Source organism: Methylobacterium sp. J-072, from assembly GCF_022829425.1.
In the GTDB taxonomy this organism is placed as follows: Bacteria; Pseudomonadota; Alphaproteobacteria; order Rhizobiales; family Beijerinckiaceae; genus Methylobacterium.
Genome location: NZ_JAKSYK010000160.1, coordinates 1 through 15811, shown reverse-complemented (window position 1 = coordinate 15811; position 15811 = coordinate 1). Strand labels below are relative to the sequence as shown.

Here is a 15811-nt window from a genome sequence, read left to right as displayed (position 1 = left end):
ACGGCCGGGGGTGCCGCAGGCTTCCGGATTTCCAAATTCCCCCCTCATCCTGAGGTGCCCGCGTCAGCGGGCCTCGAAGGAGGGCTCCAGGAAGCGCGCGGCCGGCTGGAGGGCTCCTTCGAGGCATTCGCTTCGCGAATGCGCCTCAGGATGAGGTCGAGTGAGGGAGATCCGAAGAAAATCGCCGCTCAATACTCCCAAAAAATCCGCTGCAGCTCTTTGGTGTCCTGAGTCTTGGTCAGCGCCACCGCGGCCAGGATCTTGGCCTTGGCCGGGTTCAGGTCGTGGGCGACCACCCAGTCGTAGGTGTCGTCGGGCTGCTCGGCGTTGCGCAGGACGAGACCGTCCGGCACCCGCGAGGAGCGGATGACGATCGTGCCCTTGGAGCGGATGTCCTTGAGCTTGTCCACGAGGTAGCCCGGCACCGAGCCGTTGCCCGTGCCGGCGTTGACGATCGCCTTGGCGCCGGCCTGGACCTCGGCATCGTAGACCCCGGGGATCATGGTGCCCGAACCGTAGACGATGCCGACCAGCGGCAGGCTGTCGATCGTATCGATATCGAACTCGGAGCTGGTGTTGTGGCGCTTCGCCAGGGAGCGGACGAAGTAGGTCTTGCCCTCGATCACCATGCCGAGCGGCCCCCACTGGCTGTAGAAGGCGCTGGGCACCACGTTGGTCCGCTTGTTCACGTCGCGGCCCGACTGGATCGTGTCGTTCATGGTCACGGTGACGCCCTTGCCGATCGCTTCCTTGCTGGCCGCCACCGTCACGGCGTCGAGCAGATTGAGGGCGCCGTCGGCGGAGATCGCCGTGCCCGGGCGCATCGACCCGACGACCACGATTGGCTTGTCGCTCTTCACCACGAGGTCGAGGAAGAACGAGGTCTCCTCCAGGGTGTCGGTGCCGTGGGTGACAACCACGCCGTCGACATCGTCCTGCTTGAGCAGGGCGGAGACCCGCTTGGCGAGCTGCACCAGCTGCGTGTCTGTGAAGCTCTCCGAGGCGATCTGGAAGACTTGCTCGCCGCGCACGTTGGCGATGGTGCTGACCTGCGGCACGGCTGCGAGCAGCTTGTCCACCGGCACCTTGGCGGCGGTGTAGGTCGCGCTGTTGGCCGCGTCGGCGCCGGCGCCCGCGATCGTGCCGCCGGTGGCCAGGATGACGACGTTCGGCTTCTTCACCGCCGCCGCCGTGCTGGCATCGGTCATCTCGCGGGCGCGGAGCGGGGTCGCCCCGAGCGTGCCGGCCAGCACCAGGGCCAGGGTCGCTCCGCGCAGGGCATGGGCCGCGCCGCTTCGGCAGGAAAGCATCGGGGATCCTTGAGATCTGAAGGTGGGTCGCGAGTCGGGCTCGCGGGTGGGGATCGTAGACCCCACTGGGCGCGAGGCAAGTTTCGTGCAGGGACTCCGCTGGCGGGCGGATCCTTTTCGTAAGCTTAGGCGTTACCCTATGTCGCTGTACGTTCGGAGGTAGACCCCCATGCTGCATCTCGCCGGCCTGCTCGACGAACTCGAGCGGAGCGAGCCCGCACGGGCCGCCATGGCGATCCTCGAATCGGCCCTGGCCCGCCGGTCGGTCGACGAGCAGACTGCGTTCTGGCGCGCGGTCGATCTCTACTACGTCTCCCGCAAGGCCCCGCCGGAGGAAACCGCGACCGGCGTGCTCGGCGCTTCGTCGCAGATGGCTGCAGCCGTTTAGGCGGGGCAATAAGTCTTCTTACGTTTTGGGCGTTGCGAAGACGCGCCGATATGCACCCGTCATTCTGGGCTCCGCTACGCGACCCCGGAATGACGGAATTGGTTGGCAGGCCTCTCAGCCGTCCGTCACCCTCCATCCATCTCTCGCGTCCCTCACGACGTTGCGTAGGACTTCACCGCGGTGCCGCCCCGGCCCGCCGCGCGGTCGAACAGGCGGTTGAGGTAGTCCCGCATCGGCCGCTCGATCAGCAGCAGGCTGACAATGCCGAGTGCGATCGCTGGCAGGACGAGGGCCGTGCTGAACCAGTCGCCCATCGCGTCGTGCAGCACGTAGAAGGGCTGCTGCCACAGGTAGATCGCGTAGGACCACGCCCCGAACAGCAGGAGCGGCGTCGACGTCAGGCCGTCGCGCAAGGCGGCCGGTGCCCTCGGGAGTGACGCCACCGCGCCAGCGAGCAGGGCGGTGCCGAAGCTGTACTTGATCGGGTCTGGCACGGCGTTGACGTTCAGCGCCAGGCCGGCCAGCAGCAGGAACGCCGGCTGCCAGGACGGCCTATCGCTTGTCGGGTCGCTGCGGCCGAACTTCAGATAGGCGACAGCTCCGAGCAGGATCGACGCGCTCCGGACATCGCTGCGCCAGTACACCTGCGTGTAAGTGCCGCCGATCAGCGTCGAGACCAACCCATCCAGGCAGGCCAAGGCCGCCAGCACGGCGAGGACCGAAAGCAGCGGGAAACCGAATCTGTGCCAGAGAAGCGCGATGACGCCCAGCAGGATGTAGCTGTGCTCCTCGACGCAGAGCGACCAGATGTGGTCGACATTGGGTACTTCCGCAAACCACAGATGGTAGTAGTTGTAGGTCAGCGTCACGGCCGCGAGGCAGCCATAGAGCTGCCGGTAATGGCCGGTGGCGAGGGCCAGAATGCTCATCGCCAGCACGAAGCAGATCAGCGCCGGATAGATCCGCGACGCCCGGCGGACGAAGAACGTCGTCAGCGGCGTGGCGCGCACGAACAGGATCTCGGCCATCAACCGGCCGCTCAGGACGAAGAAGAACTCTACCCCGAAGCGGCCGAGATTGATCCCGCGGCTCGTCGCGAAATGGCCGACGAGCACCAGCAGGATCGCGCAGCCGCGCCAACCATCGAGCACGGGCAGGTGACGCGAGGGCATAGGGCGCCTCTCGAACTCATTTTTAGTGAGATTCTAGAGAGGCCAGTTCCCTGCGCGGCGCCGAGATGGTCTTAAGCGGTAGGCGGCGCGGACAGCCCAGCCCGGCGCCTCGAAAGGCGTAACGGGTCTCGCCCGGTTCGGCTGTCGGTCAAAACACCGAGATCAGCACGATCCCGCCCGCCATCAGCAGGCCGCCGATCAGCCGGCCGATCCCGGCGCGGACGCGCTTCATGCCGAGCCAGCCGAAATGGTCGATGGCGATCGAGGTGAACAGGTTCGCGGTGATCAAGAGGCCGTTGAAGGCGCCCGCGCCGACCTTGTCGACGAACAGCAGGCCGGCAAACACCGCCACCGCCCCGGCGATCCCGCCCAGCGCCCCCCACCACGGCACCCGGGCCACGTCCGCCCGGGTCGGCAGCGGCGTCGGGCGGAGGAGGAACACGAACAGGAACACCAGGGCCACCGGGATGAACGACACGGTAGCGGCGAGCCAGGGGTTCACCAGGGCGCCGCGCAGCTGCGCGTTGAGCACCACGCCCACCGCCTGGAGCGAGCCGGCGACCAGGATGAACGGGTAGAGCAGCTTGGCCATCAGGCCGCCCTCGCTGCTCTCCGCCTTCTCGTCTTCCGATTTCGGGCCGGTGGCGCGGGCGATGAACACGATGCCCACCACCATCAGCAGGCCCCCGAGCCACGGCATCGGTTTGAAGCCGCCGGCCTTGAGGCCGAACAGGCCGAGGCTGTCGAGCGCCAGCGAGGTCAGGATGTTGGCCGTGATCGTCAGGCCGTTGAACGGGCCGGCCCCGACCTTGTCGACGAAGGCGAGGCCGCCGAACACCGCCACCGCGCCGGCGACGCCCCCGAGCGGCGCGTACCAGGGCATCGAGCCCAGGGTCTGCAGCGTCGGCAGCGGCGTCGGCATGGTGAAGAACAGGATCGCGAACACGATCACGATCGGCATGAACGAGTAGGTTGCGGCGAGCCACGGATTGACCAGCGCGTCGCGCAGGCGCGCGTTCATGGAGTTGCCGAGCGCCTGCAGGGCGCCCGCGACCAGGATGAAAGGATACAGCAGGGCGGCGTTCAAGGATGGGGTCTCCGGGCGTGGGAGGGCGAGGCGATCGGGGCAGGCACCGTCCTGGGAACCGGAGACCGGGCTCTCAGACGAGAAGGAGGGCGGCCAGCGCCAGAACCAGGGCGGGCGGCATCACCAGCAGGCCGAGCTTGAGGAACTGCCAGGCCGACACGTCCTCGCCCTCGCGGCGGATCGCGGTGAGCCACAGGATCGTGGCGAGCGAGCCGGTCACCGACAGGTTCGGCCCGAGATCGACGCCGATCAGGATCGCGCCCGCGACCTTGTGCGAGACCTCCGCGGCCTGGACCGCGGCGCCGGCGAGCAGCCCGGCCGGCAGGTTGTTCACGAGGTTGGTGCCGAAGGCGATCAGCGCGCCGCCGGCCCAGGCGGTGGCGGCGGGGTCGGCCTGCGCGTAGCCCTTCAGCGCGTCGGCCAGCAGGGTGAGCACGCCGGTCTTCTCCAGCGCCTCGACCAGCACGAACAGGCCGGCCACCAGCGGCAGCACCGCCCAGGACACGTCCTTGACCACCTCGACCAGGCCGCCACGGTTGAGCGCCACCACCAGCAGGGTGGTAGCGAGACCGGCCACGAAGGTCGGCAGGCCGAGTTCGATGCCGGCGGCCGAGGCCCCGATCAGCGCCCCCGCGGTGGCGATGATGCCGAGCCCCGCGACCTTGCCGCCGAGGCCGAGATGCACGGTCTCGACATCGGTCTTGATGGTCTGGCCCTTGAGCCGGGCGTTCTGGGTCATCCGCAGCACCGCGTAGGTGGCGACGATCGCCAGCACCGAGGGCAGCGCGAAGGTCGCGAGCCATTGCCCGAGGGGCGGCATGTCGGTGGCGAACACGACCAGGTTGGCCGGGTTCGAGATCGGCAGCACGAAGCTCGCCGCGTTGGCGATGAACGCGCAGATGAACAGGTAGGGCAGGGGCTCGGCGTCGGCGGCCTTGGCGGCGGCGTAGACAGCGGGCGTCAGCACCACCGCGCAGGCATCGTTGGAGAGGAACACCGTCACCACGGTGCCGACGATGTAGATCAGCAGGAACAGCCGGGTCGGCGAACCCTTGGCGGCGCGCACGGCGAGGCCCGCCAGCCAGTCGAACAGGCCCTCCTTCCGGGCGATCTCGGCCAGCAGCATCATGCCGACCAGGAACAGGTAGACGTCGGTGCCCTTTGAGACGCCGTCGAGGGCGATCTGCCAGGGCAGCAGGCCGAGCACGACCAGCAGGGCGGCGCCGAGCACCGCCCAGATCGCCTCCGGCCACGAGAACGGGCGCACGATCACGCCCAGGGTGGCGAGGGCGGCGATGCCCCAGGTCGCCAGGTTCGGTGTCAGGGTCAATCCAGCGAACACGTCTAACAATCTCCCCCCGGAGGCTTGGTGAGGATCACCACTTGCGGCCGTAGCGGTTAGGCGCGAGCTGGTCGCCGCGCACGCCCTTTCGGACCCAGGACAGGATCCGGCCCGCGTCGCTACCCGGTTTTTCCGGCATCGCCGGCAAGGCCGCGCTGTTCGAGAAGGCGATGACCGGCTCGATCACGTCGGTATCGACGTAGTCCGGGCCGTGGCCGGGCCAGCGCCCGTCCACCGCCTCGACTTGGATGCTGCGTCCGGATCCGTCCCAGGGCAGCGCGGCCGCGTAGCAGCGCGAAGCCGGGTCCCGCTCCATCAAGAGCCAGGGGCCGGTATCGACCCGGCAATGGACGTAATCCGGCGCCGCATCGGACAGCACCACCGCCCGGACGGTGATCCGCCCCTCGGCGTCGAGCTCCAGGCCGCTGCTCTCGGGCGTGGTCGGCAGCGTCGCGACCCGCCGGTCCGCCGGACTGGTGATCAGCACGAACGGCGCCGTCCGGTCCAGCGCGCGGAAGCGCCAGCTCGTCACCGGTCCGTCGATGGCCGCGACCGCGTAGCCGACCGAGCCGTCCTCGTTCTGCCCCACAGAGCGGGCGGCGGCGTAGAGGGTCCGGCCGTCGGGGGCGAGCTCGTTGTAATGGGTGTGGCCCATCTCCACGAGGCGGACACGGGTCGCCCAGAACAGGCCGCCGATGTCGAGGCGGTCGTCCGGCTCGCGCAGGTCGTCCGGATAGGCGTGCATGAACACGGCGCACGGCTTTTTTTCCGCCGCCGCCTGCGTGAGCTGCTCGCTCAGCCATTGGGTCTGCGGCCGGCCGAGCCGGAAATCGAGCCCGATGCCTTTCCGGCCGAAGCCCGGGCTGACCATGTCGACGAACAGGCAGCGCACGCCCTGGACATCCGCACTCACGCAGTAATGCGGGATCGGCCGGACCGGCCAGGTCTCCGGGCAGCCGGAGGGCGGCTGCTCCAGGTCCCAGACTATTGGCTCCGGCAGGCGGTCGCCCAAGCTCGCCGCGAAGGCGTGGAAATCGTCCATCCGGCCGTGCTGGCGGTCGTGGTCGCCGGGGATCAGGCGAACCGGCAGGTCGGGGTGCCGATCCAGCGCATCCTTCAGGATGCGATATTCCGAGGCGTAGCCGTTCTCCGCCAGATCGCCCGGCAGGTACACGAAATCGAACAGATCCTGCGGGGCAATCGTCGCGATCTGGTCGAGGATCGCGTTCAGCTCACGGGCATTCTGGGCCGCTGCATCCTGCAGGTGCAGGTCGCCGACATGCAGGAAGACGAGCGGATCGCGCTTCGGCACGGAGCCGGGATCTAGGGCGGACATGGGGTGATCCTGCCGGCCGGTCAGGCGCTCGCCGGCACGGCCGGGGGCAGGCCGGCGCTGCTATCCGGGGTGCCGCTCGCGGCTTCCCCGTCCCGGGTCTCGGGCATCATCGTCAGGTAGAGGACGAAGCCGAGCCCGGCGATCGCCGCCAGTGCCAGGAACGCCGTCGAATACCCGGCCGACACGATGATCAGCCCGGCCAGCGTGGCGCTCACCGAGGCACCGACGCCTTGGGCGGTGGCCACCGCACCCTGCGCCGCGTTGAACCGCCCGCCGCCCCGGGTCAGGTCGGCGACGACGATCGGGAACAGGGCGCCGTAGACGCCGGCCCCGACGCCGTCGAGGAGCTGGACGCCCACCAGCCAGAACGGGTTGTCCGAGAGGGTGTAGAGCACGCCGCGCAGCGCCAGCACGCCGAACGCCGCCAGAAAGATCGGCTTGCGCCCGATGATGTCGGCCCGGGCGCCGACGAAGATCGCCACCGGCACCATCACGCATTGGGCGGCGACGATGCACACGGCGATCAGCGAGGTCGCGTGATCCTTGCCGGAGAGGTGGGTGAGCAGCTGCCCGACCGAGGTCAGCATCGCGGCGTTGGACAGGTGGAAGATCGCGCAGAGCACGGCGAACAGCATCAGCGGCTTGTTCTGGAGCAAGGTCGCCAGGCCGGAGGGCTGCTCATCCGCCTTGGCCTCCGCCTCGGTCATGCCGCGGGCGAGGTCGTCGTCGATGGCATCGGCCGGGACCAGCAGCATCGCGCCGATCGACAGGGCGGCCAGCACGCCCATCAGCCAGAACACCACGATCGGCCCGAAGAAATAGGCCAGGCCCCCGGCGATGGCCGCGGACGCCGCGTTGCCGGCGTGGTTGAAGCCCTCGTTGCGGCCGATCCGCTTGGCGAACATCTTTGGGCCGACCACCCCGAGGGTGATGGCGGCGAGCGCCGGCGGGAAGATCGTGCCGGCCACGTGGGCGATCGATTGCGTCGCGGTGACGAGGTAAAAGTTCGAGATGAACGGCAGGATCAGGCAGCTCGCCGTCACCGCGATGGCGCCGCCGATCACGACGGCGCGCTTGTGGTTGGTGGCGTCGATCAGCGCGCCGGCGGGAGTCTGCGCGATCAGGCCGAGGATGCCGGCGACGGTCATCACCAGGCCGGTGGTGGCCTCGTTCCAGCCCTGGTCCGGCCCCCGCACGGCGATCAGGTAGATCGCCAGATACGGCCCGAGGCCGTCGCGCACGTCGGCCAGGAAGAAGTTGAGGGCGTCGAGGCCGCGCAGGGCCTTGGTGGAGGGAGCCCGGACGGTCGCGCCGTGCGCCGCCGCTCCGGTATCGGTCCTGTCCATCCTGCCCTGTCCCCCGCTCGAATGCCGCCGCGGCCGAGCCCGATCCGGGCCGGCACGTGACGAGCTTGACGCCGGCTTAATCCATCCGTTCCCTGGACTTGTTCAAGAACGCTTGTTCCGGCGCAATACCGAGGCGGATGAGTGGTTTACCCACCCTCTGGATCGACCGATGCGTCGGGATTTACGACATCGACCGTCGCTTCTGCGGACAGATCCGTCCCGGGGGCGGCCAAGCCGTAGCGCTCGATCTTGGCGTAGAGGAGCTGGCGCTGGATCCCGAGGCGGCGGGCGGCCCGAGCCCGGTTGCCGTCGGCCTCGCGGAGCGCGGCGGCGATCATGGTCCGCTCCAGCCGGGCGACGGCGCCGGGTAGGTCGCCCGCCAACCAATCCACGGGCAGGTCGATCGTGACGCCGCCCTCGTCGAGCCGTGAGGCCGGCCGCTCGGTTGGCAGATCGATGGCGTCGGGCGCGATCACCCCGCAGCGGACCAGCACGGCGGCGCGTTCGACGACGTTGCGCAACTCACGGACATTGCCCGGCCAGCCATAGGCCAGCAGCCGTGAGGCCGCGCCCGCGCTCAGGCGCTTGCCCGAGGGGCCGAGGAAATGCTCAGCCAAGGGCACGATGTCGGCCAGGCGCTCACGCAGGGGCGGCAGCAGGATCGGCACGACGTTGAGCCGGTAATACAGGTCGGCGCGGAACAGGCCGCCGGCCACCAGGGCCGGCAGGTCGCGGTGGGTCGCGGCGACCAGGCGGACATCGACCCGGGCCGACCGGCCGCCGAGGGGCGTCACCACGCGGTCCTGGATCACCCGCAGGATCTTCGCCTGCATCGGCGGGGGCATGTCGCCGATCTCGTCGAGGAACAGCGTGCCCCCCTCGGCCTGGTGGAAGGCACCGGCCCGATCGCCGACAGACCCCGTGAAGGCGCCGCGGACATGGCCGAACAGCTCGCTCTCCAGAAGGTCGGGCGGGATCGCCGCGCAGTTGACCGGCACGAACGGCCGCCCCCGGCGGGTGGAATAGGCGTGCAGCGCCCGGGCCACCTCCTCCTTGCCGGTGCCGGTCTCGCCCTGGATCAGCACGGTGGAGTCGGTGTCGGCCACGAGCCCGATGGTCTTCTGGACCCGGCGCATGCCGACGCTCGAGCCGATCAGGCCGCTTTCGGGATCTCGGTCCCCGGGATCCGGCTTCGCGATCGACAGCATCGCGTCGATGACCGCGGCGAGGTCGGCGCGGCCGACCGGCTTGGTCAGGTGGTCATGGGCCCCGAGGCGCATCGCCTCGATCGTGTTGGCCGGGCTCGCATAGGCGGTGAGCACCGTCACGGGCGGCCGGTCCGGCAGGGCGCAGATCCGCGCCAGGGTCGCCATGCCGTCGAGGTCGCCGGGCATGCGCAGGTCGAGCAGGACCGCGGCGACCGGGGTCTCGTGCAGGCGCGCCAGGGCCTCCGCCCCGGAGGCGGCCGGCAGGGGCGTATGGCCGAGATCGGCCACGGTCTCGGCCAGCCCCTCGCGCAGGGCGGAATCGTCGTCGACGATCAGGATGGTCGCCATGGCAGGTCCAGTACGAACGTGGTCTCGGGCGCATCGTCGATCAGCCCCACCGTACCGCGATGCGCCAGCGCGATCTCGCGCACAATCGCGAGGCCGAGCCCGGTCCCGTCCGGCCGGCCGGTCACGAACGGCTCGAACAGGCCGGGGCGGACCGCCGGGTCGATCCCGGGGCCGGTGTCGGCCACCTGCAGGTGCAGGCGCACCGCGCCGTCGACGGTCACGCGCGCGGCGGCGAGGCGGACCCGGCCCCCCGGTTGCGTGTGCTGGAGGGCGTTGAGCAGCAGGTTGTCGAGGGCCCGGGCGATCTGGGCGCCGTCGATCTGAGGGCGGTCCGCCCCGGGCAGCGCGTCGGCTTCGATCGCGATCCGCACGCCGCGGGCGCTTGCCAGATCCTCGTGCAGGCGCGCGCAATCGGCGAGCAGCGCGGCGATGTCGGTGGGGGTGCGGGTGAGCGTGCGGGCCTGCGTGAGGTTGAGGAGGTCGCGCAGCAGGTGATCGACCCGGGCGATCTGGCCGAGCATGCTCTCCAGCGCCACCGTGGCGCGGCCCGGATCGCCGCTGACCAGGGCGTTCTCGGCCTTGAGCCGCATCGCCGCGATCGGGTTGCGGATTTCGTGGGCGATGCTGGCCGCGAGCCGGCCGACGGCGGCCAGGCGCTCGGCGGCCACCACCCGGGCCCGGGCCTCCCGCAGGCGCCCGCCCGCGGCGTTGAGGGCGTCGACCAGGCGGTCGAGTTCGCGCTCCCCGGTCGGGGCGAGGCGGGGCAGGTCCTCGCCGTCCGGCCGCGGTGCCGCGAGGGCGGCCTCGACCCGGGCGATCCGGCCTGAGAACCCGTACAGGAACCAGCCCAGGAACGCCGCCGAGCCGAGCACGGTCACGGCTAGGAAGCCGAGGCCGGCCAGGAAGCGCGTATAGGCCGGCCCGTCATTGACGTGGGCGCGGCCCATGGTCCAGGCGGTCAGCCCGGCTTCCGGACCATGCAGCGGGCAGCCCTGGACTAGCAGCACCTGCGTCCGGCTCGGCCGGCGGACCGCCACGGCGTGGTCGACCCGCAGGGCCTGGGCATTCACCGCGGCGATGCTGTCACGCTCGGCCTCGGGGAGGTCGGTCTTCGGCCCGGTGCCCTCGTAGGTGGGATAGGCGTAGGCGAGCGGCCCGTCCGCAGCGCTCCAGACCCCGCCCTCGATGCCCGGATAGAGGTCGAGGGCCGCCCCGACGGTGGGGCCGAGCTCGGCTCGCGCGATGCTGCGGGTCCGGCGGGTCAGCGCGGCGTAGCGGTCGATGATCTCCCGGCAGGCGCGCCCGACTGCGACCTCGGCCTGGGCGACCTGGACCGCGGTCGACTGGCTGTAGAACCCGAACATCAGGTAGGCGGTGGCCGCTGCCGAGGCCAGCAGCAGGACCCACAGGGCGAGCAGCCGGGCGCGCAGGCTGTAGGCCGTCACGGGTCAGGTTCCTCCGGGGGCCGAGCGCCCCGGACTAAGCGGATATCCGGGTGGGCAGGCTGTGGAAACGGTGGCAGAGTCCATCGGGATCGGAATCGGCTGCTGGACCGCGCGGCGATTGCGCGCTTCTGTCGGATCGTTCTGCAAATCCGCTGCCGGAGACGGATGGTGTCACAGTCCCTCGTCGATCGGGCGGCGCTCGACGAACTTGAAGGTGTCATCGGCACCGAGAAGCTCGCCCGCCTGCTCGACCGCTTCACCACCAGCCTCGCCACGGCCTTCGACGGCGCGGACCGGGCGGAGGCCGACTACGCACGGGAGGCGCATACCCTGGTGTCGATGTCAGGCATGCTGGGCTGCGCAGATCTGTCGCAGGCCTGTCGGGACTTCGAACAATCGGCGAAGCTCGGCGGCGACGTCACGGCGCGGCTCGCAGATCTTCGAAGCCTGCGCGACCAGACCGTCGCGGCCCTGCGCGATCTGCGCGAAGACACGCAAGCCGCCCGGTAGACCTCAGCCGGCCGTCACGGCAGCCAGCGGCGCCTCGAAGGTCAGCACCGCACCGGTGGGCGGGTAGTTCAACTGCGCGGTCCCGCCGAAGCTGTGGGCGAGGCTGCGGGCGATCAGGCGCGTCCCGAACCCGGTGCGGGTCGGCGGGCTGACCGGCGGGCCGCCGATCTCCTCCCAGCGGAACCGCAGGGTGGCGCCGTCGGCGGATTCCGCGACGGTCCAGGTGATCACCACCTGCCCCGAGGGCACCGAGAGCGCGCCGTACTTGGCGGCGTTGGTGCCGAGCTCGTGCAGCATCAGCGCCAGGACCATGCCGTGGCGCGGGCCGAGCGTGAGGTCGGCGCCCTCGACCCGGAACCGGCCCGACACCCCGTCGCCGTGGAGCGAGACCGCGCCTTCCACCAGCCCGACCAGGGAGGCCGCCGCGAACGAGCCCTGCAGCAGCACGTCATGGGCCTGGGCCAGCGCCAGCAGCCGGGCGGCGAGCGCCTCGCCGGCGGCCTCCAGCGAGCCGGCGTTGCGCAGGGTCTGCGCGGCCACCGCCTGGACCATGGCCAGGGTGTTCTTCATCCGATGGGACAGTTCCTGCATCAGCAGGGTCTGGCGGGCCTCGGTGAGCTTCAGCTCGGTAATGTCTCGGGACGCCGCCAAGATCCGCTCGGGATGGCCGTGCCGGCCGCCGACCGGCGTCACCGCGATATCCCACCACGTCACCGACCGGCCGGTCTCGATCTTGGCCTGGAAGCGGCTCGCCCCGCCCAGCCGCGCCTTGCCGAGCGCTGCTGCGACCGCATCCCGGTCCTCGGCGCGGGTCCAGACGTCGATCCACGGGCGCCCGATCGTGTCCGCGGGATTCCGGCCGCTGAGGCTGGCCGGGCCGTTCTCGCCCGCGGTGATCAGGTGTCCGTCGCGGTCGAGCACCTCCAGCACGTCTGCGGCGACCTGAAGCATGCCGGGCGCGGTCAGCTCACCGGCCCAGGACGGGGCGGACCACGTCTCGACGCGGCCCGATTCATGCCGATCCAGCGCGTGCGGTCCCGTCGCTTGAAAGGGTTCGCGGCCGAGGCGCCCGGCCTCCACGCGGCTTGCGGCCTCGATGATGCGGCCGAGCCGCCGGCTGCGCTGCCGTTCCGAATCCGCCTGACCGGTCGCCTGCATCAGCAGGGCCCGCAGGCGCATGTTCTCCGCTTCGAGCGCGACGAGGCGTCGGTCCGTCCCGTCCACGCGCGGCAACACGAGGTCCGCATCCATCGCTCGCCCCCCTCCTCACCGTCCACATTCCGCGCCGCTCGCCCCAGGCGCGCAGTGCGGAAGACCCACCGTAGACGCGGTGCGGCGACGTGATGTCGAAGCGCGAAGACGCCGGCGGATCGAACCGCTTCTGGTGGCGCCCCCGCGCTCGCGACCGCGCGACTCGAAGGGTTCCCGAAGCTAACATGATCGCGGCGATAATCAAACGAACTGTGTATTCGTCACCGCTTCGCAACTAGAGGTGCGGGTCGCCCCGGTGCCGAAACCGGTTACTTGTTCCGCATCAGCAGCACCAGCCACCCGACGCCGAGGATGAAGATCACCAGGCCGATCGAGACGAAGACCGGCGTACCGAGGTCGATCAGGCGGGGCGCCAGCTGGGTGGCGAAGGCCGCCACCACCAGGGCGACCGCGACCCGGGCGGCGGCCCGCTCGATGCCGCGGGTGACCTTGTCGAGGCCCTTGATCTCGATCTCGACGGTGACGCGGCCCTGCTTGAGCCGCACCAGCATCAGGTGGATCAGGGTCGGCAGCTCGGAGGCGGCGCCGTAGAGGCCGACGCCCAAAGCCTCGGCCTTCTGCTTGAGGGCGCCCAGCGAGAACTGCGTCTGCATGCTCGCCTTGACCGTGGGGCCGGCCGCCGCGAACAGGTCGAAATCGGGATCGAGGTGGCGCATCACGCCGTCGGCGGTGACCAGGCCCTTGAACAGGATCGCCAGGTCGGTGGGCATCGCGAGGTCGTTCTCGCGGGCCATGTTCATGAAGTCGGTGAGCACCAGCCCGAGATTCAGCGGGATCGAGGAATGGCTCTCCACGAAGGACGTGGCCGAGACCTGAAGCTTGGTCAGGTCCGGGTTGCTGGTGCCGGTCCAGTCGAGCAGCACGGCCATCAGGCCGTCCGCATCCTGCTTGAGCATGGCGCCGATCAGCACCAGCAGCTGCGAGCGCCGCCGCTGCGACAGCCGGCCGATGATGCCGAAATCGATGAAGCCGATCTTGTTGCCCGGGAGCGCCAGCATGTTGCCCGGATGCGGATCGGCGTGGAACACGCCCTCGATCAGCGCCATCTGTAGGAAGGCGTCGGTGCCCTTCTGGGCGAGCAGCTTCTTGTCGAGCCCGGCCGCGCGCAGCGCCGCCTCGTCGTTCGGCGGGATGCCGTGGATGAAGTCCTGTACCAGCACCCGCTCGGAGCAGTATTCCCAGTGGATCTTCGGGAACACGATGTCGTCGCGGTCCTCGAAGATCTGCGCCAGCAGCTCGCAGTTGCGCGCCTCGTTGAGCAGGTCGAGCTCGCCGTTCAGGCCGTCGGCCAGGTGGCGCATCTGCTCCCGCGGCTGGTAGCGGGCCATGTCCGGCCACTCGTTCTCGACGATGCGGGCGCCATGCGCCATCAGGCGCAGATCCGCCTCGATGATCTTGCGCAGGTTCGGCCGCAGCACCTTAACGATGACGTCCTCGCCGGAGTGCAGCCGCGCTCGGTAGACCTGCGCGATCGACGCGGAGGCGATCGGGTTCATGTCGAATTCGGCGAACACCTGGTTGGGCGGGGCGCCGATATCCTCTTCCAATTGCGGGCCGATCTGCTCCCACGGCACCGGGACGACCTGGCTGTGGAGCTTCTGCAACTCCTCGGTCCAGGTCGGCGACAGCAGGTCCGGCCGGCTCGCGAGCACCTGCCCGAACTTGATGAAGGTCGGGCCCAGAGCCTCGATCGCCCGGCGCAGGCGCTCGGGCTCGGACAGCCGGGTGACGTCGACCCGGGGACGGCGGCGCGGCAGCAGCGGCAGGTAGCGCAGCCCGAGGCGGTCCACGACGCGCGTCACGCCGAAGCCGATCAGGATCGACGCGATCTCCGACAGCCTCTGACGGTCGCGGGCGGCAACGAAGGCTGTCTTCAGCATGAAGGGGGCGATCCGTTCGGACACGATTGGGCGTCCGGACAGCACGAGCATAAGGACTTTTTTGCGGTCGCGAAGCCCACGACACCCGCGACGGCGACAATAGGGCCGCCGAGGGCGTCAGCGTACGGATGTTACGTTCGCGGCGCCGCCGCTGGCAGGGTCGCGACGACCGCCGGCCGCCGCGCGTCGCCGAAGCGGGCATTGACCACCAGCAGCGTCACTACCACGGCCGAGAGCGCGAGCGCGGCCAGGAAGTACAGGCCGGCCTCGAAGCTGCCGGTGGTCTCGCGGATCCAGCCGACCACCGAGGGGGCGACGAAGCCGCCGAGATTGCCGATGCAGTTGATCAGCGCGATCCCGCCCGCCGCCGCGCTGCCGCTCAGGAACACCGAGGGCAGCGCCCAGAACGGCGCCTTGGCGCCGTAGAGCCCGGCGGCGGCGAGCGCCATGAACGCTACGGCCCAGAGCGAGCCGGTGGCGAGACCGGCGAGCGCCAGCCCGGTCGCGGTGAGGCCGAGGGCTGTCGCCAGGGTGATCCGGCGGTCGTCGTAGCGGTCGGAGATCCATCCGACCGTGAGGCCGCCGACCACCCCGAACACGTAGGGCACGGCGGTCATCAGGCCGGTCTGCATGTCCGACAGGCCGGTGCTCTTCAGGATCTGCGGCAGGAAGAACGCCAGGCCGAGATTGGCGCCGGTGTTGGCGAAGTAGATGAACGACAGGGCGATCAGCCGCGGATCCGAGAGGGCCGCCCGCAGGCTGGTCCCGTGGGCGCCGGCGACGCTGCTCTGCTCGGAATCGATCAGGGTCTGCAGGGCGGTGCGGTCGGCCGGGGCGAGCCAGAGGGCGTCCTTGGGCCGGTCCGGGATCAGCGCCAGGAACACGAAGCCGAACAGGGTGGTCGGGATGCCCTCCAGCAGGAACAGCCATTGCCAGCCCTTGAGGCCCAAGGTGCCGTCGAGCTGCATGATCGTGGTCGAGAGCGGGGCGCCGATCGCGAGCGAGACCGGGATGCCAACCGCGAAGGCGCCGAAGATCCGGGCGCGATACGCCTTCGGAAACCAGTAGGTCAGGTACAGGATCACCCCCGGGTAGAACCCGGCCTCGGCCGCGCCGAGCAGGAAGCGCAGGATCAGGAAGCTGGTCGCGCCCTGGACGAACATCATG

Annotated in this window: 13 protein-coding genes; 2 read left to right on the top strand and 11 right to left on the bottom strand. The window is 70.1% G+C overall.

Translation table 11 applies throughout. From position 1 onward, the window contains the following. Positions 1-188 precede the first annotated feature (188 nt). Entirely contained in the window at positions 189-1310 is a 1122-nt protein-coding gene (locus MKK67_RS18220; RefSeq protein ID WP_243967059.1) for a type II asparaginase, read from the bottom strand. 169 nt (positions 1311-1479) lie between these two features. Here MKK67_RS18220 and MKK67_RS18215 point away from each other — a divergent pair, with 169 nt between their 5' ends. After that, positions 1480-1698, top strand: coding sequence for a hypothetical protein (locus MKK67_RS18215; RefSeq protein WP_243967050.1), 219 nt, complete (start codon positions 1480-1482; stop codon positions 1696-1698). Positions 1699-1850: 152 nt separating this feature from the next. On the opposite strand, the gene MKK67_RS18210 is transcribed toward MKK67_RS18215, so the two are convergent. The 7 genes from MKK67_RS18210 to MKK67_RS18180 form a co-directional block, all read right to left on the bottom strand. Next, positions 1851-2870 (bottom strand): acyltransferase family protein, encoded by a 1020-nt coding sequence (locus MKK67_RS18210; protein WP_243967047.1) that lies wholly within the window; start codon positions 2868-2870, stop codon positions 1851-1853. A 148-nt stretch (positions 2871-3018) separates the two neighbouring features. After that, positions 3019-3957: a DMT family transporter gene (locus MKK67_RS18205; protein WP_243967037.1), complete on the bottom strand. Its 939-nt coding sequence runs from the start codon at positions 3955-3957 to the stop codon at positions 3019-3021. 73 nt (positions 3958-4030) lie between these two features. Further along, complete coding sequence (locus tag MKK67_RS18200; RefSeq protein ID WP_243967021.1) at positions 4031-5299, bottom strand: arsenic transporter; 1269 nt, start codon at positions 5297-5299, stop codon at positions 4031-4033. A gap of 34 nt (positions 5300-5333) precedes the next feature. Next, positions 5334-6635 carry a metallophosphoesterase family protein gene (locus tag MKK67_RS18195; RefSeq protein WP_243967011.1) on the bottom strand — a complete coding sequence of 434 codons (1302 nt, stop codon included), beginning with the start codon at positions 6633-6635 and terminating at the stop codon, positions 5334-5336. A gap of 20 nt (positions 6636-6655) precedes the next feature. Next, a complete protein-coding gene (locus MKK67_RS18190) occupies positions 6656-7981 on the bottom strand; it encodes an MFS transporter (RefSeq protein WP_243967009.1) in 1326 nt (441 codons plus the stop codon). A 146-nt stretch (positions 7982-8127) separates the two neighbouring features. Beyond that, positions 8128-9537 carry a sigma-54-dependent transcriptional regulator gene (locus MKK67_RS18185; protein WP_243967000.1) on the bottom strand — a complete coding sequence of 470 codons (1410 nt, stop codon included), beginning with the start codon at positions 9535-9537 and terminating at the stop codon, positions 8128-8130. Next, positions 9522-10982 carry a sensor histidine kinase gene (locus tag MKK67_RS18180; protein ID WP_243966982.1) on the bottom strand — a complete coding sequence of 487 codons (1461 nt, stop codon included), beginning with the start codon at positions 10980-10982 and terminating at the stop codon, positions 9522-9524. The genes MKK67_RS18185 and MKK67_RS18180 overlap by 16 nt, the downstream gene beginning before the upstream one ends. A gap of 165 nt (positions 10983-11147) precedes the next feature. Between MKK67_RS18180 and MKK67_RS18175 the strand changes: the two genes are divergently transcribed. After that, on the top strand, positions 11148-11492 hold the full coding sequence (locus MKK67_RS18175) for an Hpt domain-containing protein (protein WP_243966973.1): 345 nt from the start codon (positions 11148-11150) through the stop codon (positions 11490-11492). Between the two features lie 3 nt (positions 11493-11495). On the opposite strand, the gene MKK67_RS18170 is transcribed toward MKK67_RS18175, so the two are convergent. The 3 genes from MKK67_RS18170 to MKK67_RS18160 all read right to left on the bottom strand — a co-directional run. After that, on the bottom strand, positions 11496-12743 hold the full coding sequence (locus MKK67_RS18170) for a sensor histidine kinase (RefSeq protein ID WP_243966957.1): 1248 nt from the start codon (positions 12741-12743) through the stop codon (positions 11496-11498). 269 nt (positions 12744-13012) lie between these two features. Further along, a complete protein-coding gene (locus tag MKK67_RS18165; RefSeq protein ID WP_243966946.1) occupies positions 13013-14644 on the bottom strand; it encodes an ABC1 kinase family protein in 1632 nt (543 codons plus the stop codon). A 131-nt stretch (positions 14645-14775) separates the two neighbouring features. Then, on the bottom strand, positions 14776-15811 hold a 1036-nt coding region (locus MKK67_RS18160; protein ID WP_243966936.1), incomplete at its 5' end, for an MFS transporter.